Here is a 26,765-nt window from a genome sequence, read left to right as displayed (position 1 = left end):
GAGCGAGCTTGCTCGCGAACCTCACGGTCATAAGCGGTTCGCGAGCAAGCTCGCTCCTACAAAGTCCTTCCAAGGTCGAGGTCCGAGACTCGCTCCTTATGGCCTTTCTGTAGGCACAAACTGACGGGTGTCATGGCCAAATGGCTTGAACCGACCAAAATCGTCCTTATCTATCTGGCATCCCGGCGGGCTTTGTCGTGACCAGGGGCACTCATCGCTCCGGCCCGCTATAGAAAGGAAGGACGACCCTCATGCGAATCGACCGTTTGACCAGCAAGCTCCAGCTTGCACTCTCCGATGCCCAGTCCCTGGCCGTTGGACATGACCACCCGGCCATCGAGCCGGTGCACCTGCTGTCCGCGCTGATCGATCAGCAGGGCGGCTCCATCAAGCCCCTGTTGATGCAGGTCGGCTTCGATATCCCGGCGCTGCGTGCCTCGCTCAATAAAGAGATGGACACGCTGCCGAAAATCCAGAACCCCACCGGCGACGTGAACCTGTCGCAGGACCTGGCGCGCCTGCTCAACCAGGCCGACCGCCTGGCCCAGCAGAAAGGCGACCAGTTCATCTCCAGCGAGCTCGTGCTGCTGGCGGCCATGGACGACAGCACCAAGCTTGGCAAGCTGCTGACCAGCCAGGGCGTTTCCAAGAAGGCCCTGGAAAACGCCGTGGCCAACCTGCGCGGCGGCGAGGCGGTCAACGATCCGAACGCCGAGGACTCGCGCCAGGCGCTGGACAAGTACACCGTCGACATGACCAAGCGCGCCGAGGACGGCAAGCTTGACCCGGTGATCGGCCGTGACGACGAAATCCGCCGGACCATCCAGGTCCTGCAGCGCCGCACCAAGAACAACCCCGTGCTGATCGGCGAACCCGGCGTCGGCAAGACTGCCATCGTCGAAGGCCTGGCGCAGCGCATCGTCAACGGCGAAGTGCCCGACGGCCTTAAGGACAAGCGTCTGCTGGCGCTGGACATGGGCGCGCTGATCGCTGGCGCCAAGTTCCGCGGCGAGTTCGAGGAGCGCCTGAAAGCCGTGCTCAACGAACTGTCCAAGCAGGAAGGGCGGATCATCCTGTTCATCGACGAACTGCACACCATGGTCGGTGCCGGCAAGGCCGAAGGCGCCATGGATGCCGGCAACATGCTCAAGCCGGCCCTGGCCCGTGGCGAGTTGCACTGCGTGGGTGCTACCACCCTGGACGAATACCGCCAGTACATCGAGAAGGATGCCGCCCTGGAGCGCCGCTTCCAGAAAGTGCTGGTGGATGAGCCGAGCGAGGAGGACACCATCGCCATCCTGCGTGGCCTGAAAGAGCGCTACGAGGTGCACCACGGCGTGACCATTACCGATGGCGCGATCATCGCCGCGGCCAAGCTCAGCCATCGCTACATCACCGATCGCCAACTGCCGGACAAGGCCATCGACCTGATCGACGAGGCCGCCAGCCGCATCCGCATGGAGATCGACTCCAAGCCGGAGGAACTTGATCGCCTGGATCGCCGCCTGATCCAGTTGAAGATCGAACGCGAGGCGCTGAAGAAGGAAGACGACGAGGCCACCAGGAAGCGCCTCGCCAAGCTGGAAGAAGACATCGCCAAGCTTGAGCGCGAGTACGCCGACCTCGAGGAAATCTGGAAGTCGGAGAAAGCCGAGGTCCAGGGTTCCGCGCAGATCCAGCAGAAGATCGAGCAGGCCAAGCAGGAAATGGAGACCGCGCGGCGCAAGGGCGACCTGGAAACCATGGCGCGCATCCAGTACCAGACCATTCCGGACCTGGAGCGCAGCCTGCAGATGGTCGACCAGCATGGCCAGACCGAGAAGCAGCTGCTGCGCAACAAGGTGACCGACGAGGAAATCGCCGAAGTGGTCGCCAAGTGGACCGGCATCCCGGTCTCCAAGATGCTCGAAGGCGAGCGCGAGAAGCTGCTGCGCATGGAAGACGAGCTGCACAAGCGCGTCATCGGCCAGCATGAGGCCGTGGTAGCCGTGGCCAACGCCGTGCGCCGTTCCCGTGCGGGGCTGGCGGACCCGAATCGCCCCAGCGGCTCGTTCCTCTTCCTCGGCCCGACCGGGGTGGGCAAGACTGAGCTGTGCAAGGCGCTGGCCGAATTCCTCTTCGACACCGAGGAAGCGCTGGTGCGCATCGACATGTCCGAATTCATGGAGAAACACTCCGTGGCCCGTCTGATCGGCGCACCGCCGGGCTACGTCGGCTATGAAGAAGGTGGTTACCTGACCGAGGCCGTGCGACGCAAGCCGTACTCCGTGGTGCTGCTCGACGAAGTCGAGAAGGCCCACCCGGACGTCTTCAATGTGCTGCTGCAGGTGCTCGAAGACGGCCGCCTGACCGATAGCCACGGCCGCACCGTGGACTTCCGCAATACCGTGGTGGTGATGACCTCGAACCTGGGCTCTGCGCAGATCCAGGAACTGGTCGGCGACCGTGAAGCCCAGCATGCAGCAGTCATGGATGCGGTGAATTCGCACTTCCGTCCGGAATTCATCAACCGGATCGACGAAGTGGTGGTCTTCGAACCGTTGGCTCGCGAGCAGATCGCCGGCATCGCCCAGATCCAGATGGGCCGCCTGCGCAAACGCCTGGCCGAGCGCGAGCTGAGCCTGGAGCTGAGCGACGACGCCATGGACAAGCTGATCGCCGTCGGTTTCGATCCGGTGTATGGCGCACGGCCGCTCAAGCGCGCAATCCAGCGCTGGATCGAGAACCCGCTGGCGCAACTGATCCTGGCCGGCAAGTTCAACCCTGGTACGCAGATCCACGCCAAGGTCGAAAATGACGAGATCGTCTTCTCCTGATCCGTGCTCCATGAAAAAGCCCGCCAATTGGCGGGCTTTTTCCTGTCCGGCCGGCGCTGGCCCGTTCCGTGATCGCGCGCATGGCCGGCTCCCATTGGTATTCAGCCTGTCTCGCGGGCCCCACCGAGCAGGATCAGCAGTTGCTCGATCCGCTCCGCCTGATCCTCGGCGATGTCGATGATGTGAAAACCCGCCCAGCCCAATTGGCCGTCGGTGCCGGCGCGACTCCACAGGCAATCGGCGCCGAGCTGGATCTCGCCGATTTCGTCCAGTGGCGGAGCCGGTACCAGATGACACTCCCAGACCGAGTCGGCCTCCGGCACGTCCACCCCGCAGAGCATGAACCCTTCGGCGGACAGGTCGGCGAGCCGGCCCAGGCTGCGCCTGGTGTGACGGTCGAAGACTTCCACGGTCAGCCCGGTCTGCTGCCGGCTATGCTGGCGACGTTCACTCATCGACTGCTCCCTCAGGTCTGTGCCGGGCTGCGCCCGGAAGTAAAGCGTTGCAGGACCCGGTAGATGGCATTCAGCGCACGATCCATCAGCGGGGCGGACTGTTCCATCGGTACCAGGCGGACCCTGCCCGCCTCCATATCCTGGGCCAACTGCACTATCGGTTTGACCGCCACCCGTTGCCCTGTGTGGTCGACGAACATGTAGTTGCGAGTGGTCGGGCTGAACCACGAGAGCTTGAGCCGGCGCGGCGGCGTGGTGTCGCTGAATTCGAACCAGGTGCCGAACTCCTGCTGGCTCAACTCCTTGATCAATACCCGCACGCGTTCGGAGAGCGCCGCGCCATCGGGCTTGACCAGGGTATGGCCCTCGGCGCCAAGCATGGCGCCCAGCGGACTCTCCGGCAGCTCCTGCTTGAGTTGCGCGGCGATCTGCGGTTGCTGTGCCTGGATCGCGTGCTGGCAGGCAACCAGATCCTGCAGCAGCCGGCGGATGCCGTCCTCGTGGTAACCCCCCAGCACTTCCAGACCCTTGCGCAGCTCTTCCAGGAGGGCCAAGCGGATGGCCTGCAGATGATCGCGGCCAGCGGCATCCAGAGGCGTCACGCTCCAGGCGAGTTGTTCACCGACTTCGCAGGCGCGTTTCCATTCGTCGCTGTGCTCGCCGCTGCGCAGCACAATGAAGGTAAGAGCATCGCACCAGCTCATTTCCAGGAAGTTGCGCACCAGTTCCGGCAAGTCGCGGTCCTGCGTCACCTTGGCGATGGCGTCCAGCGCTTGCTCGCGGGCGGCCAGTAGACGGTCGCGGCCGCGGGCGGCCTCCATGGCTCGACGCTCGCGCAGCTCGACCTTCTGTCGCAGGTTGCTGACGTATTCGTTGAAGTCGCCCAGCAGGCTGTCGAACAGCGACAGGTCGCCGACGAAGCCCTGGATCACCCGCTCGACTACCCAGTGCATCTTCGCCAGCAGAGCGCGCTCCTCGCCCTCGCCGCCATACAGCACGCCGGCCTGGGCCATGGCATTGAGTAGCTTGCGTGCCGGATGGTGATGCTGGGTGAACAGTTGCTTGTCCAGCAGGGCGACCTTGAGGAAGGGCGTATGCAGGTGGGAGAGGGTGGTCTTGCAGCTGTCCGGCAGGTTCTCGTCGTCGAGGATGAAGTCGAAGACCATGCCCACCAGGTCGATGACATCGGCCTCCTGGTCGGTCAGCCGGGTGTTCTTCGGTTGCGCGCTGCCGGATTCCAATTGGCGCTGCAGGTCGGCCTTCAGCGCATCGACCGGCTGTGGCTGGCGAAGGCGCTGGGCCAGTTCGTGGGCCGATTCGCGCTGCAGGCGATTCAGCGCCTCGAGCAACTCGTTGGCGCTGTAGGTCGTGGTGGCCGAACTCGGTCCGAAGCTGACGATGCTCTGGGTGTTGCCGAACAGCGTGGCCTTGTTGCCTCGTCGGCGGTGCTCGGCAAGCAGGACTGCGAGGCCGCCGAACAGCGCATTGCGGTCGCCCGGTGGCATTTCCGGCATATCGCTCGCGGCATAGGGCACTGGCGTTGGCGCTCCGACGTCCGTTGTGGCGGTGTTTTTCCCGGTCACAGGCGGGCGCGGTGCGGTTGGGGATGCCTGGCGCTGCCCCTGCGGGCGATATTTCAGGTTGGGCAGGACCCCGCCATCGGCCAGGCGTTTGTTCAGCTGTTCATATAGAGGTTGCAGATGCTGCATGACCTGTTGATCGAACAGCACATAAAGGATGGTCTTGATCCGCAGTGGGAAGGTGCTTCGTGCCAGAGTGTCGCGGAATGCCTGGGCAATGGCCTGCGGGCCGAAGGGGTTGCGGTCCTCGCCCAGCTTGCTGCCGTTGTTGAGCAGTGCCAGGCGCTGATCCAGCGCGAACAGCTGCTGGGTTGAGTGGGCGCGCACCTGGTTGACCATGTTGGTTACCAGCAGCGTTTCTTCATATTCGTCGTTGCCGACCAGGGTCAGCTGGTCGACGTCCAGCTCCTCCAGCGGCTCCGAGAAAGGCAGTTTGCCTTCGAGGAAGTCGCTCAGGCCATGGGCAATGCGCTGGTGGTAGAAACGCTCGAGGTTCGGCCGCTCGCGGCGAACTTCGCGCATGGCATCGAAGAAAAGGGCCTGGACCTGGTTGTTCTCGGCTTTCTCGGCGCACTCGAAGAGCGCGTCGTCCACCTGGGCGAAGACATTCCCCAGTAGCTCGGCAAGGTGATTCATCGCCAATTGGCGGCAAGCCTGCACCAGCTCGCCGAAGCGGGGTTGGATAGCCCGGCTGGCGAGGGGGGAGGGCGGTGGGGTGTCCTTGTTGCTCATGGCCGTCCTGTGCGTGATCGTTCCGTTTGCAGCCACGGTGGATCACTCGAGTTTTCCATGCAGATATAGCAACCAGCCCGGCCGCCTGCAAAGGAGAGAAAAACTTTTTGGATCAGAGTGTTGACAGGCGTTTCGATATACGTAAAATGGCGCGCCTCTGATACGGGAAACCGGTGAAGCCGGAAGAAAGTAGAAGAGATTGGAAGTCTTGCAGTTCCGCGATAGCTCAGTCGGTAGAGCAAATGACTGTTAATCATTGGGTCCCTGGTTCGAGTCCAGGTCGCGGAGCCAACTTTCAAACGGGGTATAGCGCAGTCCGGTAGCGCGCTTGCTTTGGGAGCAAGATGTCGGGAGTTCGAATCCCCCTACCCCGACCAACTTTGGGTCGTTAGCTCAGTCGGTAGAGCAGTTGGCTTTTAACCAATTGGTCGTAGGTTCGAATCCTACACGACCCACCATATTCAAGGCATCTGTATCAGCAGATCCTGGAAGCGGAGTCAAAGCCGCTTCACCCGAAAAGCCCACCTTCACAGGTGGGCTTTTTCGTTTCTGCGCACAGTATCCATTTTGCCGTCACGCCAGCGTTCGCGCGAACTCTTGGTTCCCCCAGGGGCCACACCCGGCAGAATGCTCAAAGAGAAGGAATGCCTTTGTGCGGTAGTGCGCAGGGTGGATCCTTCGCTTGCCACTGTGATGGTCGCTGCTACTCCAGGCTGATCCTTGCGGCGTCATTGCGAGTTCGCATCGACTCGAACTTCGTTTTTTATGGCTTGATTTCGCAGGCGCCTGACATGGCTGATCAGAAAAACCGGACGCCTCGTCAGAGCGGTCTGATCTTTTCGCTTGTGGCAGAAAATTAAGCTTCTCACCTCGAAACGTGTCCCTCCCGAGGTGGGTTTAAATGGCAGTTGAAACTATCGGTCTTGTCGCCGTGACCGAAAACGCAGCCAAGAAGGTTGCGGTGAAAGCGGGCGGAAAAACCAAGGCGCATTCAGGTACCAAGTACCTTCTCCAGGTCGAAAACAGCGACGTCGCCCCGGAAAACGTCACCGTCAAACGCGTTGGCAAGGATCTGCAGATCAGCTTCGAAGGCAGTGAAGAGCCTGATCTGACGATTACCGACTTCTATGCCGACGGCGTGGACAGCCAGCTCTATGGCGTTGCCGAAGACGGCCAGTTGTATGCCTATGTCCGCACGGACGGCGAAGGTTTCGGCGGCCCGCTGCTGCTGGCCGAGGGGGAGTCGGCTCCCATTGCATTGGGCGGTGATGCCCTGGCGGACGGCGCCGCTTATCAGGCGTCCACTTTCGATGACGCTGCAGGCTTCGTCCTCTGGCCGTGGCTGCTCGGCCTGGCCGGCGTTGGCGCCGCGGCCGCCGCCATCATCCATCACAACAAGGATGGCGGTGGTCACCACACGCCCACCAGTGCTGCCCCCACCAACACCAAGGCCATGGACGATGTCGGTCCGATCCAGGGGCAATTAGCCAATGGCGACGTCACCGACGATTCGCACCCGGCCATTTCCGGCAACGGCGTGCCTGGCGCGACCATCCACATCTATGACAACGGCCAGGAAATCGGCACCGCCCTCGTTGCGGCGGATGGCACCTGGTCCTTCACCCCTGAGCTGGCAGATGGCCCGCACAGCTTCGACATTACCCAGGTCGTTCCCGGCCAGAGCCTCAGCGACAAGGTCAAGGTGATCGACATCGTCGTCGACACCACTTCGCCGGCTGCGCCGATCGCCGAGATCGACGGCCCCAAGGGCGACGACGGCCAGACCCACAGCCCGGACAACACGCCGGCCGTTCATGGTGAAGGAGAGCCGGGCGACACCATCATCGTCATCTTCCCCACGGGCGAGAGCGTGACCACCGTTGTCGCCGAAGATGGCACCTGGGTGGCGCCCCAGCCGACCCAGCCGCTGCCCGAAGGTAACAACGACATCAAGGTGATCGAACAGGATCCGGCTGGCAACCAGACCGAAATCACCGTGCCGGTCATCATCGACACCATCGCCCCGGCGGCTCCCGAAGTGCATCTGGACCCTGCGTCCGACACCGGCATCAAGGGCGATGACATCACCAGCGAGACCAGGCCGACCATTGATGGCAAGACCGAGCCGGGCGCCGAGGTGACCGTCACCTTCCCCACCGGCGAGACCATCATCACCCAGGCCGACGAGAACGGTGACTGGTCGGTGACCCCGACCCAGCCGCTGCCCGAAGGCAACAACGACATCACCGTCATCGCCACCGACCCGGCCGGCAACCCGAGCGAGCCGACCGTCATCGCCGTGGTGATCGACACCCGCGACCCGAGCGCGCCTGAAGCGCACCTGGACCCCGCTTCCGACAGCGGTATCCAGGGTGACGACATCACCAACGACACCAAGCCGACCATCGACGGCAAGACTGAGCCGGGCGCCACCGTGGAAGTCACCTTCCCCACGGGCGAGGCTGTGACCACGACGGCCGATGCGAACGGCGACTGGTCGGTGACTCCGACCCAGCCGCTGCCTGAAGGCAAGAACGACATCAGCGTCATCGCCACTGACCCTGCCGGCAACCAGAGCGAGCCGACCGTCATTGCCGTGGTGATCGATACCCAGGCTCCGGGCGCTCCGGATGCCTGGCTCGACCCTGCGTCCGATTCGGGCACCAAGGGGGACGGCATCACCAACGACAACACCCCGACCATCGGTGGCACCACCGAACCGGGTGCCGACGTGGTCGTCATCTTACCCACCGGTGAAGAAGTCAAAACCAAAGCCGACGAAAACGGTGACTGGTCTGTCACCCCGACCCTGCCGCTGGCGGAAGGCGAAAACGCCATCACCGTCATCGCCATCGATCCGGCGGGTAACAAGAGTGAACCGACCGAGGTCAAGGTAATCATCGACACCACCGCGCCGGATGCCGACAAGCTGGCCATTACCGGCGTGCTCGACGACGCGGGTCTGGTCACCGGCAACGTCGAGAACGGCGGTACCACCGACGACTCGCATCCGACCATCAGCGGTACCGGTACCGCCGGCGACACCGTCACCGTCTACACCCAGGACGGCACCGGTCACCATCCGATCGGCAGCGCCGTGGTGGACGAGAATGGCAACTGGTCGTTGACTCCGGAGCTGCCTCTCAACGTCGGCCTGAACGAGCTGACCGCTGTAGAAACCGACGTTGCCGGCAACTCGACCACCAGCGAGCCCTACGGCATCACGCTGGACATGTCTGCGCCGGCCGTACCGACGATCGACAGCGTGTATGACGACGTCGGTCCGTACCAGGGCTTCCTGCAGAAGGGCGACGTGACCGACGACAACACGCCGACCTTCGCCGGCAGCGCGCCGGCCGGCAGCACGGTCACCCTCTATGACGGCAACCACGTCCCGATCGGCAGTGCCATCGCCGATGCTTCGGGTCACTGGAACATCACCCCTGACGTTGCCCTGGCCGATGGCAAGCACGAAGTCTATGCCACTGCCACCAGCCCTATTGGCGTGGCCAGCGAGCCGACCGGCCTGTGGCCGTTCAGCATCGACACCGGCGCGCCGTCCAACGTCAGCGACCTTGTCGTGACCGACGACGTCGGCGACAAGCAGGGGCCGCTGCACGACGGCGACACCACCGACGACAACCGCCCGACCTTCAGCGGCGATGCCGAGCCCAATGGCAAGGTCATCATCTATGACAACGGCGAGAAGCTGGGCGAAGCCGACGTCGACGCCGACGGCAAGTGGGAGTTCACCCCCACCGAGCCGATCAAGGATGGTGAGCACGCCGTCACCACCGAAGTACTGGACGAGGCTGGCAACAGCAGTGGCCAGAGCGACCCGCTGCACGTGATCGTCGACACCCAGGAGGTCGTCGTGACCATCGATCGCCTGATCGATGATGTCGGCGCCATCCAGGGCGACATCAAGTTGCACGGCGTGACCGACGACACCCGCCCGGAAATCCAGGGCAGCGGTAAGGCCGGCAGCACCATCACCGTCTTTGACGGTGAGGTTGAGCTGGGCTCCACCGTCGTGGACGCCAAGGGCCACTGGAGCTTCACCCCGTCCAGCGAGCTGGCCGAAGGCGCGCACAGCGTCACCGCCACAGCCACCGACAAGGCCGGCAACACCAGCACACCGACCAACGCGTTCGACTTCAGCGTGGACACCACTGCGCCGAACACGCCGAGCATCGACGGCGTGACCGACGACGTGGGCAGCATTCAGGGGCCGATCGAGAACGGCGGCAAGACCGACGACTCCACCCCGACCCTGTCGGGCAACGCCGAAGCCGGCTCGACCGTGATCGTCTACGACAACGGCGAGAAAATGGGCTCCGTGGTGGCTGACTCCGAGGGCAAGTGGAGTTACACCCCGACCACGCCGATCAGCGAAGGCCAGCACGACTTCACCGTCGATGCCGCCGACAAGGCTGGCAACACCAGCCCGAAATCGGACGTCTTCAGCATCACCACCGACTACACCGCGCCTGACGCGCCGGCCATCACCGGGGTGGAAGACAAGGTCGGCACCATTACCGGCAATGTCGCGCAAGGTGGCACCACTGACGACCCGCGTCCGGAAATCAGCGGCACCGGCACTGCCGGCGACACCATCACCGTGTACGCCAATGACAGCACCGGCAACCACAAGATCGGTAGCGCCGTGGTGGACGAGAACGGCAATTGGTCGATGACGCCGGAAACCCCGCTCAACGTCGGCCTGAACGACCTGACCGTGGTGGAAACCGATCCAGTGGGCAATAGCTCCGCGGCGAGCGAAGCGTACAGCTTCACCTTCGACCCGTCCGCACCGGCCGCGCCGGTCATCGTCAGCGTGTACGACGATGTCGGCCCTTACCAGGGCTTCCTGCAGAAGGGCGACGTCTCCGACGACAACCAGCCGACTGTCGCGGGCACTGCCGAAGCGAACAGCACCGTCAAGCTGTATGACGGCAACGGCTTGCTGATCGGCAGCACTACTGCCGACAGCAAAGGCAACTGGAGCATCACCACCAGCGAACTGACTGATGGCGAACATGAGGTCTATGCCACCGCCACCAACGCCGTGGGCGTGGTCAGCGAACCGACCGGCAAGTGGGACTTCACCGTCGACACCAGCAAACCGTCCAACGTCAGCGACCTGGTCGTGACCGACAACGTTGGCGACGTAACCGGCCCGCTGCACGAAGGCGACATCACCGACGACAACCGCCCGACCTTCAGCGGTGATGCCGAGCCCAACGGCAAGGTCATCATCTATGACAACGGCACCAGGCTGGGCGAAGCCGATGTCGACGCCGACGGCAAGTGGGAATTCACCCCGACCACTCCGCTGGCCGATGGCGATCACGCCCTCACCACCGAAGTGCTGGACCCGGCTGGCAACAGCAGCGGCCAGGGCGACAAGCTGGACGTGATCGTCGACACTTCGAAGAACCTCATCGCCATCACCCACGTGATCGATGATGTCGGCTCCATCAAGGGCGACATCGCCGCCAACGGCGTGACCGACGACACGCGTCCGGAAATCCAGGGCACCGGCAAGGCTGGCAGCACCGTCACCGTCTACGATGGCGAGACCAGGCTGGGCACCACCACCGTGGACGCCAGGGGTAACTGGACCTTCACCCCGACCGCCGATCTGGCTGACGGTGCGCATACCATCAGCGCCACCGCCACCGACAAGGCCGGCAACGTCAGCGACCCGGCGAAGTTCAGCTTCAACCTCGACACGACCGCGCCGACCAAGCCGAGCATTGATTCCGTGTACGACGACGTGGGCAGCATCCAGGGCCCGGTCGGGAACGGCGGCGTGACCGACGACTCCACCCCGACCCTGTCGGGCAAGGCTGAAGCCGGCTCCACCGTGGTCATCTACGATAACGGCAACAAACTGGGCAATACCACCGCCGACAAGGATGGCAATTGGAGCTACACCCCGACCACGCCGATCAGCGAAGGCGAACACACGTTCACCGTCGATGCGACCGATAAGGCCGGCAACGTCAGTCCGAAGTCCGATCCGTTCACCCTCATCACCGACTACACGGGGCCGAATGACGGTTCCACGAAGCTGACCATCGACAATGTGACCAGCGACAACGCCATCAGCTCGGTGGAGTCGCAGGGCAACGTGACGATCAGTGGCAAGGTGACCGGTGATTTCACCGCGGGCGACAAGGTGACCTTCGTGCTCGACGCTACCACCTACAGCGCCGATGTGAGGGCGGACGGGACCTGGGGCGTGGACGTCCCTGGCAGCAAGCTGGTGGATGACGCAGCGCATGAGATCGATGCGACCCTGGTGGCGCATGACGCGGCGGGTAACGCGGGCGCCATCACTGCCAGTCATTCGTATCAGGTCCAGCTGAACGCGGTATCCATCACCGGCATGAGCAAGGACTCGGCCAATGACATGGCGCACTCCGGCGATTTCATCACGCAGGATGGCGGGGCTGGACGTGGTGTGTACGGCACCGTTGCGCAGGCACTGACCGGTAATCAGAAGGTACAGGTTTCCTTCGATGGCGGTGCTACCTGGAAAGACGCCGCCACGAACAACCTGAACTGGACTGCCGTAGACACCGACGCACACACTGGTAACTGGACTATCCAGGCCCGCGTTGTGGATGGCAGTGTGGTGCAGACCGATGTGGCGAGCCAGAACGTGACCTTGCTGGGCTCGGCAGGCGGTGCGCCGACAATCACCGGTATTCCGGATGCTGTCGGCGCATACACCACGGACAAGGCGGCAGACGGTAGCGATGTAAACGTCTCCCTGGCCGGTACCAACGCCAAGGCGGGTGACACCTTGCACATCGTCTGGGGCGACACTACCTATGATCAGGTGCTGACCAATGGCGACATCGCCTCGGGCACTGTGACGGCCAATGTTCCAACCCAGCAGACCACTACCCAGGGTGGCCAGTGGGACTTCGCAGTCACCGCGCAAATCGTCACCCCGCAGGGGCAGGTGAGCTTGCCGAGTTCGGTATTCCAGGTTCACGGCCAGGGTTGGGAGACGCTGGCTATCGACGACCTGAACCGCAACGTCACCACCTTTGGCTCGCAAACGGTCTACCAGGGCGGTGGCATTACCATCACCTCCAACGGCACCCTTACTCACCTTGATGCGACCGCTTCAGGTAACGCCGGCCTGTACTTCGATAACCCGTCGAGTGGCGCAACCACCAACTATGCGCAGATCAACTTCACTACGCCGGTGGATAGCTTCTCTATCAACATAAGCTCGCTGCAGAACAACTCGGGTGGCTCGCGCGTGGTGGTTTACGACACCGAGGGTAATGTCCTTTCCGATTCGAATGTCCTGGCTGACGGAAGTGGTGGTGTCAGCGCCTCGGCGAAGTACAGCTTCACCGCCCCGGTGGGTGCGGATATCGGCAAAGTGATGATCTATGGCGATGGTGTGAACAGCTCGGGCGCGGCCGGAGGCGGTGTCGTTCTTGATACCCTGAAGTTCTCTCAGGTCCATCATGTGCCTGGCTACAACGACACATTTACCAATGAAGTTGGCAAAGCCACCTCGGGCACTGGCTATCACAGCGATGAAGGGCACTTCACGTTGACATCGCAGGGCACTGTATCGGTACGCAGCGCAATCGAGCACAACCCGGATGGCTCATACCTGTACATCGGTACCGGCACCAGCGCGATCAGCAACTCGGCAGCGATCTTCACCTTCGACCAGCCGGTGCAGTCCATCTCCTACAACCTGTGGGGCCTGGAAACCCAACAGACCATCGCCAACAATGGCTCCCGCCTGGAGGTCTACGACACCAACGGTGCCTTGATCTTCGACCGTTATGTCGTGAACAACGGCGGTTCTACCTACAGCTATGAGCAAGTGTCCTATACCGCGCCGGAAGGGACGCACATTGGCAAAGCGGTGGTCTACCAGGACAAGAACGGTACGTTGCTGGACAACTTCACTACGACCCTGGCGACGTCGGCATCGTCCGGCCAGAGTCTGGTTGACCATGGTTGGGAGACATACTACGACGGGGCTAATGCCACGAAAGAGGTCTCGTGGCAGGGTCAGTCCTTTGCCGTGCAATCCTTCAGCGATGGTACGTCCTTGAATGGCTATCACAGCACCAGTGGGACCTTCACTGTCACCGGCACTGCCACCAAGACGGCGTCGGGCAGCAACATGTGGGCCAACGCTACGAGCGGTTCAATGTACGTGGCTGCGGACAAGACGGCAGTTATTACCTTCGACTCGGCGCGCTCCACGGTCGAGATCGGCGTCACTGGTATCGAGCCAGGGACCGGGAACGCGGCTGTAATGACGGTCTACAGTACCGACGGAACCGTGCTGGATACTGTCCAGATGCTCAACCCGACCGGTACCTACGACATCCAGTCGTTCTCCTACGAGTCGAGCAGCAATAACATTGGCAGAATCGAAATTACGGGCGATCAAGGCGGCACCCATGTGACCCACGTTTCCTCGTCGATATTGTCCGGCGGCGACATCATCTCGATGGCTGTCGACCCAGTGGCGTACTTCGCCCAGGACGGCGCGCACATCCACGGCAGCGTGGGCCTCGACACGCTGAAGTTGACCGGTGCGAATCAGGTCCTTGACCTGACCAGACTCATCGGCGACCACGACCAGGGCAAGATCGCCAGCATCGAGAAGTTCGACATCACCGGCACCGGCGACAACACGCTGAAGATCTCTCTCAACGACGTGTTGAACCTGGGCGAAACCAACCTGTTCCGTGCCGATGGCAAGGTCCAGGTAATGGTCGATGGCGATGCGGGCGATCGGGTGGAGCTATCCAACCTGCATGATCACGGTACCGCCCCTGGCGTCTGGCAGAGTGCCGGTACGGCATCCATCGGTGGCGAGACTTACAACGTCTACAGCTACAGCAACCTGGACGCTGAGGTTCTGATCAAGCAGGCGGTGACCAGCACCCTCGTCTAATCATGGCCTTGAAGGGGAGATGGGGTGTGTGTCCCGTCTCCCGTCATCCATCCCAATTCCTGCGCGTCGCCCACCGGGCGACGCCAACCAGAGAGTTTTGACAATGAAATCGTCTATCAAGCGCCAGTGGTCCCTGACGCTGGCAGCCCTGGCTGTGATGGCTGCTGTCCATGCTCCGCAAAGCATGGCCTTCGAGCTTAATCAGAAGATCTATGGCGAAACTTACCAGCGGACAGAGTCCGTCATCGCCCAACAGGCCCAGATCGTGATGTTTCGTGGCCACGACGACGGCAAGAATGCCGCCCACATTTATATCGACGGCCAACTGCACAGCGCTCTCATGCCTGGAGGCTATACCGTATTCTGCACGCCTGCAGGCGAGCACTCGGTAGAGTCCTATATCGGCGATGAGCCGCTGTACACCGGCAAGCGCAATCCGCAGAGCTACGCGAAATTCGACGGCGGCCGCACCTATGTCCTGGAAGCGCCAGTCGTCCCGAACCAGAGCACCCCGATCGTGCACAGCGGTCAGGACGCCGAGCAGAGCCTGCGGGGCATGCGCCGGCAGACTCATATGCTCAGCCGTGCCGCTTCCGTGGTGCCGTGCCAGACCCAGACCAGGCTGAGCCTGCGCAGCGACGTATTGTTCAAGTTCGGCAAGAGCGGATACAACGACCTGACACCCGAAGGCCATGCACAACTGCGTCAGGTAGTCGAAGAGATCAATCAGAAGCGCGAGAACATCACCAGCATCGAAGTGGTGGGCCACGCCGACCCGATTGGTAAAGCTCAAGCCAACCAACGCTTGTCCGAGCAACGCGCCGAGACGGTGCGCGCCGCGCTGTTGGATAGCGGTGTACAGAGCAAACTGGTGCATGCCAGCGGTCGCGGCAGCTCCGAGCCGGTGGCGCAGTGCAACTCCGGTTCGCGCAGCCAGAATATTGCCTGTAACGCGCCGAACCGCCGTGTTGAGTTGATCATCCAGAATACTGCGGGCAACTGATCCAACTCACCTTCCATCTCCCGCCTGATCCCGCCGGGACGTGCCATCGCGGCACGCTTCTGGCGGGATCTTTTCTCGCTGTATCCCTGCCCCCCCTCGCGCTGGCCTCTCTCTTCTCCCCCTCGAAACCGCACATCCCGCATTGCCCCTGGCCGGTGAGGGAAAGGTACACCAGCCCAATCAGTCTTTTCCGATGCCGCCGGAAACGGCGCATTTCTACCATGCGGACAGTTTTCCTCCCTGGTACCTGAAGGTGTGCCCATGAATCCCTCTTTAACGCCCGAGGCCGTCGTCGACCTGGGCGTTGCATCCGACAGCGACAGCCTGTTGGCCGGTGTGCGCTGGTTTTGCGCGCATTTCAAGCGACCCGCGAGCCTTGAGTCTCTTTATGCCGGATTGCCGCGCGATCAGCGCCTGAGACCCAGTCTGGTGGTGCGTATGCTCGAACAGGCCGGTATCGGGGCCGGCTGGGTGAAGCGACGCCCGGCTGAGCTGTCCTCCTATCTGTTCCCGTTGATGCTGCTGTTCCGCAATGGCGAGGCCCGTATCCTGGTGGCCCGTCGGGGTGAAGAGTTCGACCTGATCGTTCCCGAGGCTGGCGGGGGCGCCATCACTCTGAGTGCGGAAGAGCTGCAGGAGAACTACCTGGGCTACGCGCTGCTGGTGCGGCCCAAGCCGGCGCCAGATGCGCGCACCGAAATTCCGCGTGGCGAGGGCAAGGGCCACTGGCTGTTCTCCACCCTGTGGAACTACCGCCGCTTTTACTACAGCGGTGCGCTGGCGACCGTGCTGATCAACATCCTGGCGCTGGCCAGCACCTTCTTCATCATGAACGTCTATGACCGCGTCGTGCCCAACCAGGCCTATGTGACGCTTTGGTCTTTGGCGGCGGGTGTAGTGATGGCGATCGCCTTCGAATTCACCTCGCGCCAGGTTCGCGCCTACCTGATCGATACTGCCGGCAAGAAGGCCGACCTGATCCTCGGCGCGAAGCTGTTCCGTCAATTGTTGGAGGTGCGACTGGAGCACAAGCCGCCGTCCGCCGGCTCCTTCGCCAACCAGTTCCGCGAGTTCGAGTCGGTGCGTGACTTCATCACCTCGGCATCCCTGGCGACCCTGGCGGACCTGCCGTTCTGCACGCTGTTCGTCCTGGTGCTGTTCCTCATCGGCGGCCCACTGGCGATGGTGCCGCTGGGCGCGATGTTTGTCCTGCTCGGCGTGTGTGCCTGTATCCAGCTGCCGCTGTCGCGCTACATGAAGGAGAACCTTCGCGAGGCCTCGCAGAAACACGGCCTGCTGATCGAGGCGATCGAGGGTGTCGAGACGCTCAAGGCGACGCACGCCGAGGGCAGCATGCTGCGTCGCTGGGAGGATTTCAGCGCGCAACTGGCGGCTTCGTCGATCAAGACCAAATCCCTGTCGAACTTGGCCGCCAACTCGGTTTCGCTGATCACTCAGATGACCACGGTGGTCCTGGTGTTGTGGGGCGTGTATCGCATCGGCGATGGCGACATGACCCAGGGCGCCTTGGTCGGCATGGTATTGCTCAGTGGCCGCGCGCTTGCGCCGCTGGCCAGTGCCGTGGGGTTGGCCGTGCGTTACCAGCAGGCCAAGACCGCGCTGAATTCGCTGAATCAGTTGATGGAAGTTCCCACGGTTCGCGACAACAGCCGCCGTTATCTGGACGCGCCGAAGAACGCGACGCTGTCGTTGCGCAAGCTGAAGTTCTCCTATCCGGCTCCGCCGATGCAACCGCGGCCGACCGTGCTGAACAATATCAGCCTGAGCATCAAGCACGGCGAGCGCGTTGCCATTGTCGGCAGTATCGGCAGCGGCAAATCCACACTGCTGAGGGTCATGGCTCGCCTCTACCAGCCGGTGGAAGGCCAACTGCTGGTCAACGGCATCGACGCTGAACAGATCGATCCGGCGGACTGGAACTCCACGGTCGGTTTCGTTGGCCAGGACGCGCGGCTGTTCTTCGGCTCGCTGCGCGACAACCTGCTGATCGGTAACCCATCTGCGACCAGTGAGGAAGTGCTGCATGTGATGCGCCTGACCGGCCTGGACTCCATTGTCGCGGGTCATCCGCAAGGCTTCGACCGCCCGGTGGGAGAAATGGGCCAGGCGCTTTCCGGTGGTCAAAGGCAGCTCGTCGCTCTGGCACGCTGCCTGTTGTTGCACCCCCAGGTGCTGCTGCTGGATGAGCCTACCAGCGGCATGGACATGCAGACCGAACGCCAGTTCCTGCAACGGCTGGAGACCGCTACCCGCGGCTGCACGCTGGTGGTGGTGACGCACCGCTTCTCGGTGCTGGAGCAGATCGAGCGACTGATAGTTATCGATGCCGGCCAGATCGTCGCCGACGGACCGAAGGACGAAGTGCTGCGCGCCCTGCAGGCCAACAACTCCAAGGCGCCGGGCAAGGCTCCGGCTGCCGCCAGGTAAACCTCATGACCGATACCCCAACGAAGCCGGCAACGGTGCCTGCTGTCGCTCGGCCCCAGAAGGCTGTAGCGGCTACGAACGTTTCCCCTTACTCGAAAGAAGTCGCGCGGCTGCGCGACAACGACATTGTCTATGTCTCGGACTTGCAGGCAGCGCTGATCGCCCAGAAGACCACCGCGAGCATGGTGGTGCTGTTGCTGATCGCCGCGGTGTTCTTCGGTCTGCTCATCTGGGCCTATTTCGCTCGGGTGGAAGAAATCACCAAGGGCGAGGGCAGGGTGATCCCGTCCAGTCGCGAGCAGGTTATCCAGAGCCTGGAAGGCGGCATCCTCGAGCAGATGAACGTGCGCGAGGGCGATGTGGTGGAGGCCGGTCAGGTCCTGCTGAAGATCGACCCTACCCGTGCCGGCGCTTCCTATCGTGAGGCGCAGTCGAAAGCCCTGGCGCTGAAGGGGCAACTGGTCCGCCTGCGCTCGGAGGCCTACGGTCAGCCGCTGGTGTTCCCTGCGGATGTCATCGCCGTGCCGTCGATCGTCAGTGCCGAGACCGAGGCTTATAACGCCCGCAAGCAAGCACTGGACGAAGGCATTTCGGGGCTGCAGAAGAGCCTGTCTCTGGCGAACGGTGAGCTGGCCGTCTCGGAGCGCCTGGCCAAGCAAGGCCTGATCTCCGACGTTGAAATCCTGCGCATGAAACGCCAGGCAAACGAGTTCAACCTGCAGATCAGCGAGCGCCGTAACAAGTACCGCTCCGACGCCAACGCCGAACTGACCCGTGTCGAAAGTGAGCTCGCGCAATCGGTGGAGAATGCGGCGGGGCGCGAGGACGTGATGAAGCGCACCACGCTGACGGCCCCCTTGAAGGGCATCGTGAAGAACGTGCGCGTCAACACCATCGGCGGCGTCATCCAGCAGGGCCAGGACATCATGGAAATCGTCCCGCTGGAGGACAAGCTGCTGGTGGAAGCCAAGATCCTGCCCTCTGACGTGGCATTCCTGCGCCCCGGGCTGGAGGCCACCGTGAAGATTTCCGCCTACGACTTCGCCATCTATGGCGGCCTCAGCGGCAAGGTCGAGCTCATCAGCCCGGACACCATCAAGGACGACGACCGCGCCCGCCAGCAGGGCAAGCCGGACACCTATTACCGCGTACTGATTCGCACCGACCAGGCCGAGCTCACTCGCGGCGACAAACACTTCCCGATCATCCCCGGTATGACCGCGACGGTAGAGATACGTACCGGCGAGAAAACCATCCTGGACTACATCCTCAAACCTGCGCTCAAGGCGCGTGAGGCCTTCCGAGAGAGATAATGCAATGAGTAGCCGTACATCCAGCTTCCACCCATTCAAGAATCAGCGATGGTGTTTCTGTCGCCCGGCTCTGGTCATTGCAATGTCGTCGCTGGCAGGTCTTGCCAATGCTTCCGCCTATGACACGAGCGACACGTTGACCTTCTACTCCACGCCGAGATCGACTCAGGCGGGCCAGGCTGCCGAACCGGCCCCGGCAGCTGTGGTTGTCGCCGCGCCTTCGAGCGCTGCTCCGGTGGTCGAAAGCGCGAAAGTAACCTTGGCAGCTGCGCCCGCTGCTTCGTCCAGCCCGGTGAAGCAAGCCGCACAGCCCAAGCTGGACCTGAGTGTGCCGATAGGTGTCGGCGTTGGCGGTTCGTTCGGCTCAGGCGGCAGTGTTTCCTCCCCCAGCCTGGGAAGCTCGGAGGCCTCGTTGGAGTACCTGCGCCAGATGGTCAGCACCGCGTTGCAGATCAGCCCGGAGATGAAGCAGGCCGATGCCAACTGGCAGGCTGCCAAGGGGGATGTGGATCAGGCCAAGGGCGCACGCTGGCCGCAGGTTCAGGTCAGCGCGGCCTCGAAGTCCTGGCAGAGCAAGAAGAGCGACGAGTACGACAACAGCGGCAGCACCACCGTGCAGATGACTACGCCGATCTATGATTTCGGCACCATCGGCCACACCATCGATAGCCGTGAGAAAACCGCGAACGCGCAGCAGGAAGCGCTGGCGCAGTCGGAGGTCACCGTTGCGTACAATACGGCGTCGGCCGTGGTGGAGTTGGCTCACCAGCAACAGGCGCTGACGATCAGTGACCAGTACGTGACCCGCATGCGCGAGTTGGTGGACATGCTGTCGAAGATCGCCCAGGTGGACCCCGGTCGTGCCAGTGAGGCGGTACAGGCTCGCTCACGCCTCCTGCAGGCGGAGACCGCGCGTGACACGGTGCAAGCCAAGCTCCAGGAAGTGAAAACCACCCTGGCCAGATTAGTCGGCGAAGACGTAACGGTGCCGGCCAATGCGAAATGGGACTGGACTCCTATGCCGTTGGATCAGGCGCTGGCTCAGTTGTCGGATATGCCGGCGATTCGCCAGGCACGCTGGGAGCAGGAGGCAGCGCTGGCCAACGCGGACTCGGTGAAGTCCTCGCGCATGCCGAAGCTGAACTGGGTCGTCGGGCGCAGTGCCGGTGGCAACATGATGAACAACGAGGCGCCCTGGTCGACGGGCCTTGCTGTCGAGTGGACGGCTTTCACCGGTGGTTCGGCGTCGGCGGCGCAGCGTGCTGCCTACTCGCGGGCCAACGCGGCGGAGCAGAAGATGGAAGCGACTCGTCGTGAGTCGGAGTACACCATTCGCAATCTGGTCCAGCAGCGTGATCTGTCGGCCTCCCGGGCGGCCGACTACAAGGAGTTGCTGAGCGAGGCCGATCGGGTCCGCAAGATGTTCTATGACCAGTGGTACCACTTGGGCAAGCGCACCCTGCTGGATGTGCTGATCGCCGAGAACGAGTACTACTCCCACCAGCTCGAAGCGTCGGATACCTACTACAACTCGGTCACCTCCGATCTGCGCATTCGTGCCGAGACCAGCGGACTGATGGCCTGGCTGGCGCCCGGGCACGAAGCCTCCAGCCACTGATCGACGGCGCTGGGTGTCGGGAGCGTTTTCGCCCCGGGTATTTCATCTCCTGCCATGGTCGTCTCGCCGGCCATGGCAGTCGGGTTTCGTCCCCGGAACCATACGCGCATGTTGTGGGTTCGATCTGATTCTCCGGGTACTGTCGTCACAAATTGAATGATTTTCCGTCTTGCAAACGTTCCAGTGCGTCGATGTGTCGCAGGGTGCGCAAGGCGTTTCCGTCTCTTTCGCAACGGTGCTTGATCCCCATCATGGCAAGGTCTTTGCCAATGGCGTTAGCACCTCATGGTGCCCTCATGGTGATGGGCTGGAAGCCGCGTGTTTCATGGTTCTGACACAGTCGTGTGGCACGCGCGTGCAAGACCCTGGTGGCGAGCTGAAGCCTTGCGCTATTGGTATGAGTTGATCGTTTTCTGAGCGATTTCAGATGGGACTGTTTCTCGGGGTGAGAAAATATCTTGTAAAAAATGGGCGGAATGGGCCTTGAAAGGCATTTCTGAAATGCTTTGTAATATCCGCCGTCCATTTCCTACCCCCAAATCGCTGAGTCGCACTGACGCAGATCATTGCCAGTGTTCACCCTTCGGTGCAGCGGCATAACAACAGGGGGCTGCCATTGGTGGGCTCCTGTCATAAGACGAGTCGGGCAATCCGCTCGTGCATCCGGTGTGCGACGCGCGCGCTCTAGCGGGCCGCCAGTCCAGACACCACACGCTGAATAACACGGAACGAATCAGCTGACGAAATCGGTTTCGCATCGCGAAGACCGGGCGACCTCCCTTTGCCTGGAATCCTTGCGGCCGCGTTCGTGAATCCATGACAGCCCTGGCAGGCGGCTTGGAAAAGTCGCGGGTAACGAGTCGTCGAGCAATGCGTGGCGAAGGCTCATGGGCGGTGAAGCGATTTTCATCCACTAAGGCCGCAAGATGAAAAAAGAGCAGTACACAGGAATTTTGAAGAGACTGGCGTGGCTGCCGATGCTGATGCTCGGTGGTTGCAACATGGCGCTGTTCGACCCGAAAGGGCAGGTCGGCGCTGACGAGAAGTCCCTGATCATCACGGCAACCCTGCTGATGCTGATCGTGGTGGTGCCGGTCATCCTGATGACCTTTGCGTTCGCCTGGAAATACCGGGCTTCGAACACCAAGGCCACCTACATGCCGGACTGGTCCCACTCGACCAGGATCGAGCTGGTGGTGTGGCTGGTTCCCTGCCTGATCATCGCCGTGCTCGGCTGGATCACCTGGGAGAGCACCCACAAGCTGGACCCTTACCGTCCGCTGGACTCCGAGGTCAAGCCGGTGACCATCCAGGCCATCTCGCTGGACTGGAAGTGGCTGTTCATCTACCCGGAACAGGGTATCGCCACCGTCAACGAGATCGCCTTCCCGAAAGACACCCCGGTGAACTTCCAGATCACCTCGGATTCGGTGATGAACTCGTTCTTCATCCCGCAGCTGGGTAGCCAGATCTACTCCATGGCCGGGATGCTGACCAAGCTGCACCTGATCGCCAACGAAGAAGGCGTGTTCGACGGCATCTCCGCGAACTACAGCGGCGGCGGCTTCTCGGGCATGAAGTTCAAGGCCATCTCCACCTCCGAGCAGGGCTTCCAGGAGTGGGTCGCGAAGGTCAAGGCCTCGCAGCAGACCCTGAACCTTGATCAGTACCCGGAGCTGGTGAAGCCGACCGAGAACGTCCCGGCGACCTACTTCGCCACCGTCAGCCCCGAGCTGTTCTCCCACGTGCTGAACAAGTGGGAACACGCCGGCCACGCCATGGCCAAGGCCCACGAAGCCAAAGAGCAGGCCGAGAAGGGCGAGCACGGCGAAGCGCATGAAGAGGCCGCCATGGCGGGCCACGACATGAGCAACATGCCGGGCATGCAAATGAATCCGAGCCAGGAGTAAGCACAGATGTTCGGGAAACTGACACTGTCGGCCGTGCCGTATCACGAGCCGATCATCGTCATCACGCTGGCCGTCGTCGCCCTGCTGGGCCTCGGTGTGTTCGGCGCGATCACCTACTACCGCAAGTGGACCTACCTGTGGACCGAGTGGCTGACGTCCATCGACCACAAGAAGATCGGCGTGATGTACATCATCGTCGCCCTGATCATGCTCCTGCGCGGCTTTGCCGACGCCATCATGATGCGCGGCCAGCTCGCACTGGCTGAAGGCGCCAACCACGGCTACCTGCCGCCGGAACACTACGACCAGATCTTCACCGCCCACGGCGTGATCATGATCATCTTCATGGCCATGCCCTTCATGACCGGCCTGATGAACCTGGCCGTGCCGCTGCAGATCGGCGCGCGCGACGTGGCGTTCCCGTTCCTGAACTCCCTGAGCTTCTGGCTGCTGGTCGTCAGCGCCATGCTGGTGAACGTCTCGCTGGGCTTGGGCGAATTCGCCCGTACCGGCTGGGTCGCCTACCCGCCGCTGTCCGAACTGGCCTACAGCCCGGGCGTGGGTGTGGACTACTACATCTGGGCGCTACAGATCTCGGGTATGGGTACCTTGCTCACGGGTATCAACTTCCTGGTCACCGTGTTCAAGATGCGCACCCCCGGCATGAAGCTGATGCAGATGCCGATCTTCACCTGGACCTGCACCTTCGCCAACATCCTGATCGTTGCGTCGTTCCCGATCCTGACCGCGGCCCTGGGCCTGCTGTCGCTGGATCGCTACTTCGACATGCACTTCTTCACCAACGAGCTGGGCGGCAACGCCATGATGTACATCAACCTCTTCTGGGCCTGGGGCCATCCTGAGGTGTACATCCTGATCCTGCCGGCCTTCGGCATCTTCTCCGAAGTCACCGCGACCTTCGCCGGCAAGCGCATGTTCGGCTACACCTCGATGGTGTGGGCGAGCGCCGCGATCACCTTCCTCGGCTTCACCGTGTGGCTGCACCACTTCTTCACCATGGGTTCGGGCGGCGACGTCAACGGCTTCTTCGGCGTTGCGACCATGCTGATCTCCATCCCGACCGGGGTGAAGCTGTTCAACTGGCTGTTCACCATCTACCGTGGCCGCCTGCGCTTCGACACCCCGATCCTGTGGACCCTGGGCTTCATCGTCACCTTCACCATCGGTGGCATGACCGGCGTTCTGCTGGCCATCCCGGGCGCTGACTACCTGCTGCACAACAGCCTGTTCCTGATCGCCCACTTCCACAACACCATCATCGGTGGTGCGGTGTTCGGCTACCTGGCCGGCTTCGTCTTCTGGTTCCCGAAAGCCTTCGGCTTCAAGCTGGACGAGAAGTGGGGCAAGCGTTCCTTCTGGTGCTGGCTGGTCGGCTTCTACATGGCCTTCATGCCGCTGTACATCCTCGGCTTCATGGGCATGACCCGGCGCCTGAACCACTACGACAACCCGATGTGGAAGCCGTACCTGGTGGTGGCGTTCTTCGGCGCCGTGCTGATCTTCTTCGGTATCGCCTGCCAGCTGATCCAGCTGCTGGTGTCGATCAAGAACCGCAAGCAACTGGCCGACCTGACCGGCGACCCATGGGGTGGCCGTACCCTGGAATGGTCCACTTCCTCGCCGCCGCCGTACTACAACTTCGCCGAACTGCCGAAGGTCAACGACATCGACGCGTTCCACGACATGAAGCAGACCGGTACCGCGTACCGCAAGCTGCCGGCCTACGCGCCGATCCACATGCCGAAGAACACTGCCGCTGGCTTCTCCATCGCCGTGTTCGCCTTCCTCTTCGGCTTCGCCGCCATCTGGCACATCTGGTGGCTGGTGGGTGTTGGCTTCGTCGGCATGATCGCGTCGATCATCGTGCGCAGCTACGTCACCGACCTGGACTACTACGTCCAGCCGGATGAGATCGAGCGCATCGAGAACGCCAACTTCCAGAAACTCGCCACCGCGCAGCAGGTATAAAACCATGTCGACGGCAGTACTGAATCAACACCTGGTCGATACGCACGAAGCGGCGCACGACCACGACCACGCCCATGACAGCGGCGGTATGACGGTATTCGGCTTCTGGCTGTACCTGATGACCGACTGCATCCTCTTCGCCAGCGTCTTCGCCACCTACGCCGTGCTGGTCAACCACACGGCCGGCGGACCGAGCGGCAAGGACATTTTCGAACTGCCCTACGTGGCCGTCGAAACCGCGATCCTGCTGATCTCCTCCTGCACCTACGGCCTGGCCATGCTGGCCGCGCACAAGGGTGCCAAGGGCAAGGCCATCGCCTGGCTGGGCGTGACCTTCCTCTGCGGCGCGGCGTTCATCGGTATGGAACTCAACGAGTTCCATCACCTGATCGTCGAAGGCTTCGGCCCGAGCCGCAGCGCCTTCCTGTCGTCCTTCTTCACCCTGGTCGGCATGCACGGCCTGCACGTTTCCGCAGGCCTGCTGTGGATGCTGGTGCTGATGGCGCAGATCGGCACCCGTGGCCTGACCGCGCAGAACAACACCCGCATGATGTGCCTGAGCCTGTTCTGGCACTTCCTGGACATCGTCTGGATCTGCGTATTCACCGTCGTCTACCTGATGGGGGCTCTGTAATGTCCGCTGCTGCACATCATCACGACTCCCATGGCGCCCACGGCCACGATTCCCACGGTGCCGGCCACGGCAGCCTGGGCTCGTACGCCATCGGCTTCGTGCTCTCGGTGATCCTGACCGCCATCCCGTTCTACATGGTCATCGACGGTGGCTTCTCGCGTCATGCCACCCTGCTGACCATGGTGATCCTGGGCCTGGTCCAGGTCGTCGTGCACCTGATCTGCTTCCTGCACATGAACTTCAGCTCCGAAGGCCGCTGGAACGTCATGGCATTCATCTTCACCGCCATCATCATCCTGCTGGTGGTCGGTCTGTCGCTGTGGATCATCTACACCGCAGACGCCCTGATGATGCCGATGCCCTGAGGGCCGATGCCGTGAAACTCAAGCGTTATCTGCTGGTGGCCAAGCCGGGCATCATCTTCGGCAACCTGATCGCGGTGGCGGGGGGCTACTTCCTCGCCGCTCGCGGCAGCGTTGACCCGATGCTGCTGCTGGCCACCGTGATCGGCCTGTCCCTGGTGGTTGCCAGTGGTTGTGTGTTCAACAACTGCATCGACCGCGACATCGATCGCTTCATGGAGCGTACCCGCACTCGTGTCACCGTGACCGGGCAGATCTCGCTGAAGGCCGCCATGGCCCACGGCGTGGTGCTCGGTGTGGCGGGCTTCGGCCTGCTGGCGTGGAAGACCAACGTGCAGGCGACCCTGCTCGCCGCGTTCGGCTTCTTCGTCTACGTCGTGCTCTACAGCCTCTGGCTCAAGCGCAGCTCGGTCTACGGCACGCTGGTCGGCAGTCTCTCCGGAGCCATGCCGCCGGTGGTGGGCTACTGCGCCGCCAGCGGTCACTTCGACATGGGCGCGGCGGTGCTGCTGCTGATCTTCTGCCTCTGGCAGATGCCGCACAGTTACGCCATCGCGATCTTCCGCCTCAACGACTATCGCGCTGCCGGGATTCCCGTGCTGCCGGTGGAGCAGGGCATCGAAGCGACCAAGAAGCAGATCCTCTACTACGTCGTGGCCTTCGGCCTGGCGACCCTGCTGCTGACTGTGACCGGCTTTGCCGGCTACGGTTACCTGGTGGTGGCGCTGGCCGTCAGTGCCTGGTGGCTGTTCATCGCGGTGAAAGGCTTCAGTGCCGAGGACGACCGCCGCTGGGCACGCCAGTTGTTCGCCTTCTCCATCATCGCGATCAGCGTGCTGAGCCTGATGATGTCCATCGACTTCCAGGCCATCCCGGCCCAGTCGATGCTGGCGGCGCTGTAAGGCTGCTGTGCTGCAACGAAAAAAAGCCGCCCCTCGGGGCGGCTTTT

Annotated in this window: 13 protein-coding genes and 3 tRNA genes; 14 read left to right on the top strand and 2 right to left on the bottom strand. The window is 62.4% G+C overall.

The genetic code is table 11. The annotated features are described in order from the left end of the window. The first annotated feature begins 251 nt into the window (after nucleotides 1-251). Nucleotides 252-2,816, top strand: coding sequence for an ATP-dependent chaperone ClpB (clpB, locus tag C167_RS0127795; protein ID WP_017521598.1), 2,565 nt, complete (start codon nucleotides 252-254; stop codon nucleotides 2,814-2,816). 101 nt (nucleotides 2,817-2,917) lie between these two features. On the opposite strand, the gene C167_RS0127790 is transcribed toward clpB, so the two are convergent. Both C167_RS0127790 and C167_RS0127785 read right to left on the bottom strand, forming a co-directional pair. Next, nucleotides 2,918-3,271, bottom strand: a complete 354-nt coding sequence (locus tag C167_RS0127790; protein ID WP_017521597.1) for a PilZ domain-containing protein — start codon at nucleotides 3,269-3,271, stop codon at nucleotides 2,918-2,920. Between the two features lie 11 nt (nucleotides 3,272-3,282). Beyond that, nucleotides 3,283-5,583 (bottom strand): DUF1631 domain-containing protein, encoded by a 2,301-nt coding sequence (locus tag C167_RS0127785; protein ID WP_017521596.1) that lies wholly within the window; start codon nucleotides 5,581-5,583, stop codon nucleotides 3,283-3,285. Between the two features lie 215 nt (nucleotides 5,584-5,798). Here C167_RS0127785 and C167_RS0127780 point away from each other — a divergent pair. From C167_RS0127780 to cyoE, 13 genes are all read left to right on the top strand, one after another. Continuing rightward, nucleotides 5,799-5,874: transfer RNA gene (locus C167_RS0127780), tRNA-Asn, on the top strand. Between the two features lie 9 nt (nucleotides 5,875-5,883). Next, nucleotides 5,884-5,960: transfer RNA gene (locus tag C167_RS0127775), tRNA-Pro, on the top strand. A gap of 5 nt (nucleotides 5,961-5,965) precedes the next feature. After that, nucleotides 5,966-6,041 (top strand) — tRNA-Lys (locus tag C167_RS0127770). A 443-nt stretch (nucleotides 6,042-6,484) separates the two neighbouring features. After that, on the top strand, nucleotides 6,485-14,539 hold the full coding sequence (locus C167_RS0127765) for an Ig-like domain repeat protein (RefSeq protein ID WP_017521595.1): 8,055 nt from the start codon (nucleotides 6,485-6,487) through the stop codon (nucleotides 14,537-14,539). Between the two features lie 103 nt (nucleotides 14,540-14,642). Next, nucleotides 14,643-15,542 (top strand): OmpA family protein, encoded by a 900-nt coding sequence (locus C167_RS33025; protein ID WP_017521594.1) that lies wholly within the window; start codon nucleotides 14,643-14,645, stop codon nucleotides 15,540-15,542. Nucleotides 15,543-15,803: 261 nt separating this feature from the next. After that, nucleotides 15,804-17,990: a type I secretion system permease/ATPase gene (locus C167_RS0127755; protein ID WP_037006376.1), complete on the top strand. Its 2,187-nt coding sequence runs from the start codon at nucleotides 15,804-15,806 to the stop codon at nucleotides 17,988-17,990. 5 nt (nucleotides 17,991-17,995) lie between these two features. Then, nucleotides 17,996-19,303: an HlyD family type I secretion periplasmic adaptor subunit gene (locus C167_RS0127750; RefSeq protein WP_081596731.1), complete on the top strand. Its 1,308-nt coding sequence runs from the start codon at nucleotides 17,996-17,998 to the stop codon at nucleotides 19,301-19,303. Nucleotides 19,304-19,307: 4 nt separating this feature from the next. Continuing rightward, nucleotides 19,308-20,921 carry a TolC family protein gene (locus C167_RS33020; protein ID WP_081596730.1) on the top strand — a complete coding sequence of 538 codons (1,614 nt, stop codon included), beginning with the start codon at nucleotides 19,308-19,310 and terminating at the stop codon, nucleotides 20,919-20,921. A gap of 926 nt (nucleotides 20,922-21,847) precedes the next feature. Next, nucleotides 21,848-22,831: a ubiquinol oxidase subunit II gene (cyoA, locus tag C167_RS33015; protein ID WP_051168002.1), complete on the top strand. Its 984-nt coding sequence runs from the start codon at nucleotides 21,848-21,850 to the stop codon at nucleotides 22,829-22,831. Between the two features lie 6 nt (nucleotides 22,832-22,837). Then, complete coding sequence (gene cyoB, locus C167_RS0127735; RefSeq protein WP_017521589.1) at nucleotides 22,838-24,820, top strand: cytochrome o ubiquinol oxidase subunit I; 1,983 nt, start codon at nucleotides 22,838-22,840, stop codon at nucleotides 24,818-24,820. 4 nt (nucleotides 24,821-24,824) lie between these two features. Beyond that, on the top strand, nucleotides 24,825-25,454 hold the full coding sequence (cyoC, locus tag C167_RS0127730) for a cytochrome o ubiquinol oxidase subunit III (protein ID WP_015475724.1): 630 nt from the start codon (nucleotides 24,825-24,827) through the stop codon (nucleotides 25,452-25,454). After that, nucleotides 25,454-25,819 (top strand): cytochrome o ubiquinol oxidase subunit IV, encoded by a 366-nt coding sequence (gene cyoD, locus C167_RS0127725; protein ID WP_017521588.1) that lies wholly within the window; start codon nucleotides 25,454-25,456, stop codon nucleotides 25,817-25,819. The genes cyoC and cyoD overlap by 1 nt, the downstream gene beginning before the upstream one ends. Nucleotides 25,820-25,830: 11 nt before the next feature. Beyond that, nucleotides 25,831-26,718, top strand: a complete 888-nt coding sequence (cyoE, locus tag C167_RS0127720; protein ID WP_017521587.1) for a heme o synthase — start codon at nucleotides 25,831-25,833, stop codon at nucleotides 26,716-26,718. Nucleotides 26,719-26,765: the final 47 nt, after the last annotated feature.

This window comes from Pseudomonas nitroreducens TX1, from assembly GCF_000313755.1.
Taxonomy (GTDB): Bacteria; Pseudomonadota; Gammaproteobacteria; order Pseudomonadales; family Pseudomonadaceae; genus Pseudomonas; species Pseudomonas nitroreducens_A.
This window is presented reverse-complemented; position numbering and strand designations above follow the sequence as displayed.

Excerpts from the sequence above, each read along its gene's own strand:
- C167_RS0127765 (WP_017521595.1), top strand. The coding sequence starts at position 6,485 with ATGGCAGTTGAAACTATCGGTCTTGTCGCCGTGACCGAAAACGCAGCC.
- cyoA (WP_051168002.1), top strand. The coding sequence starts at position 21,848 with ATGAAAAAAGAGCAGTACACAGGAATTTTGAAGAGACTGGCGTGGCTG.
- C167_RS33020 (WP_081596730.1), top strand. The coding sequence starts at position 19,308 with ATGAGTAGCCGTACATCCAGCTTCCACCCATTCAAGAATCAGCGATGG.
- C167_RS0127755 (WP_037006376.1), top strand. The coding sequence starts at position 15,804 with ATGAATCCCTCTTTAACGCCCGAGGCCGTCGTCGACCTGGGCGTTGCA.
- clpB (WP_017521598.1), top strand. The coding sequence starts at position 252 with ATGCGAATCGACCGTTTGACCAGCAAGCTCCAGCTTGCACTCTCCGAT.
- cyoB (WP_017521589.1), top strand. The coding sequence starts at position 22,838 with ATGTTCGGGAAACTGACACTGTCGGCCGTGCCGTATCACGAGCCGATC.
- C167_RS33025 (WP_017521594.1), top strand. The coding sequence starts at position 14,643 with ATGAAATCGTCTATCAAGCGCCAGTGGTCCCTGACGCTGGCAGCCCTG.
- C167_RS0127790 (WP_017521597.1), bottom strand. The coding sequence starts at position 3,271 with ATGAGTGAACGTCGCCAGCATAGCCGGCAGCAGACCGGGCTGACCGTG.
- C167_RS0127750 (WP_081596731.1), top strand. The coding sequence starts at position 17,996 with ATGACCGATACCCCAACGAAGCCGGCAACGGTGCCTGCTGTCGCTCGG.
- C167_RS0127785 (WP_017521596.1), bottom strand. The coding sequence starts at position 5,583 with ATGAGCAACAAGGACACCCCACCGCCCTCCCCCCTCGCCAGCCGGGCT.
- cyoD (WP_017521588.1), top strand. The coding sequence starts at position 25,454 with ATGTCCGCTGCTGCACATCATCACGACTCCCATGGCGCCCACGGCCAC.
- cyoC (WP_015475724.1), top strand. The coding sequence starts at position 24,825 with ATGTCGACGGCAGTACTGAATCAACACCTGGTCGATACGCACGAAGCG.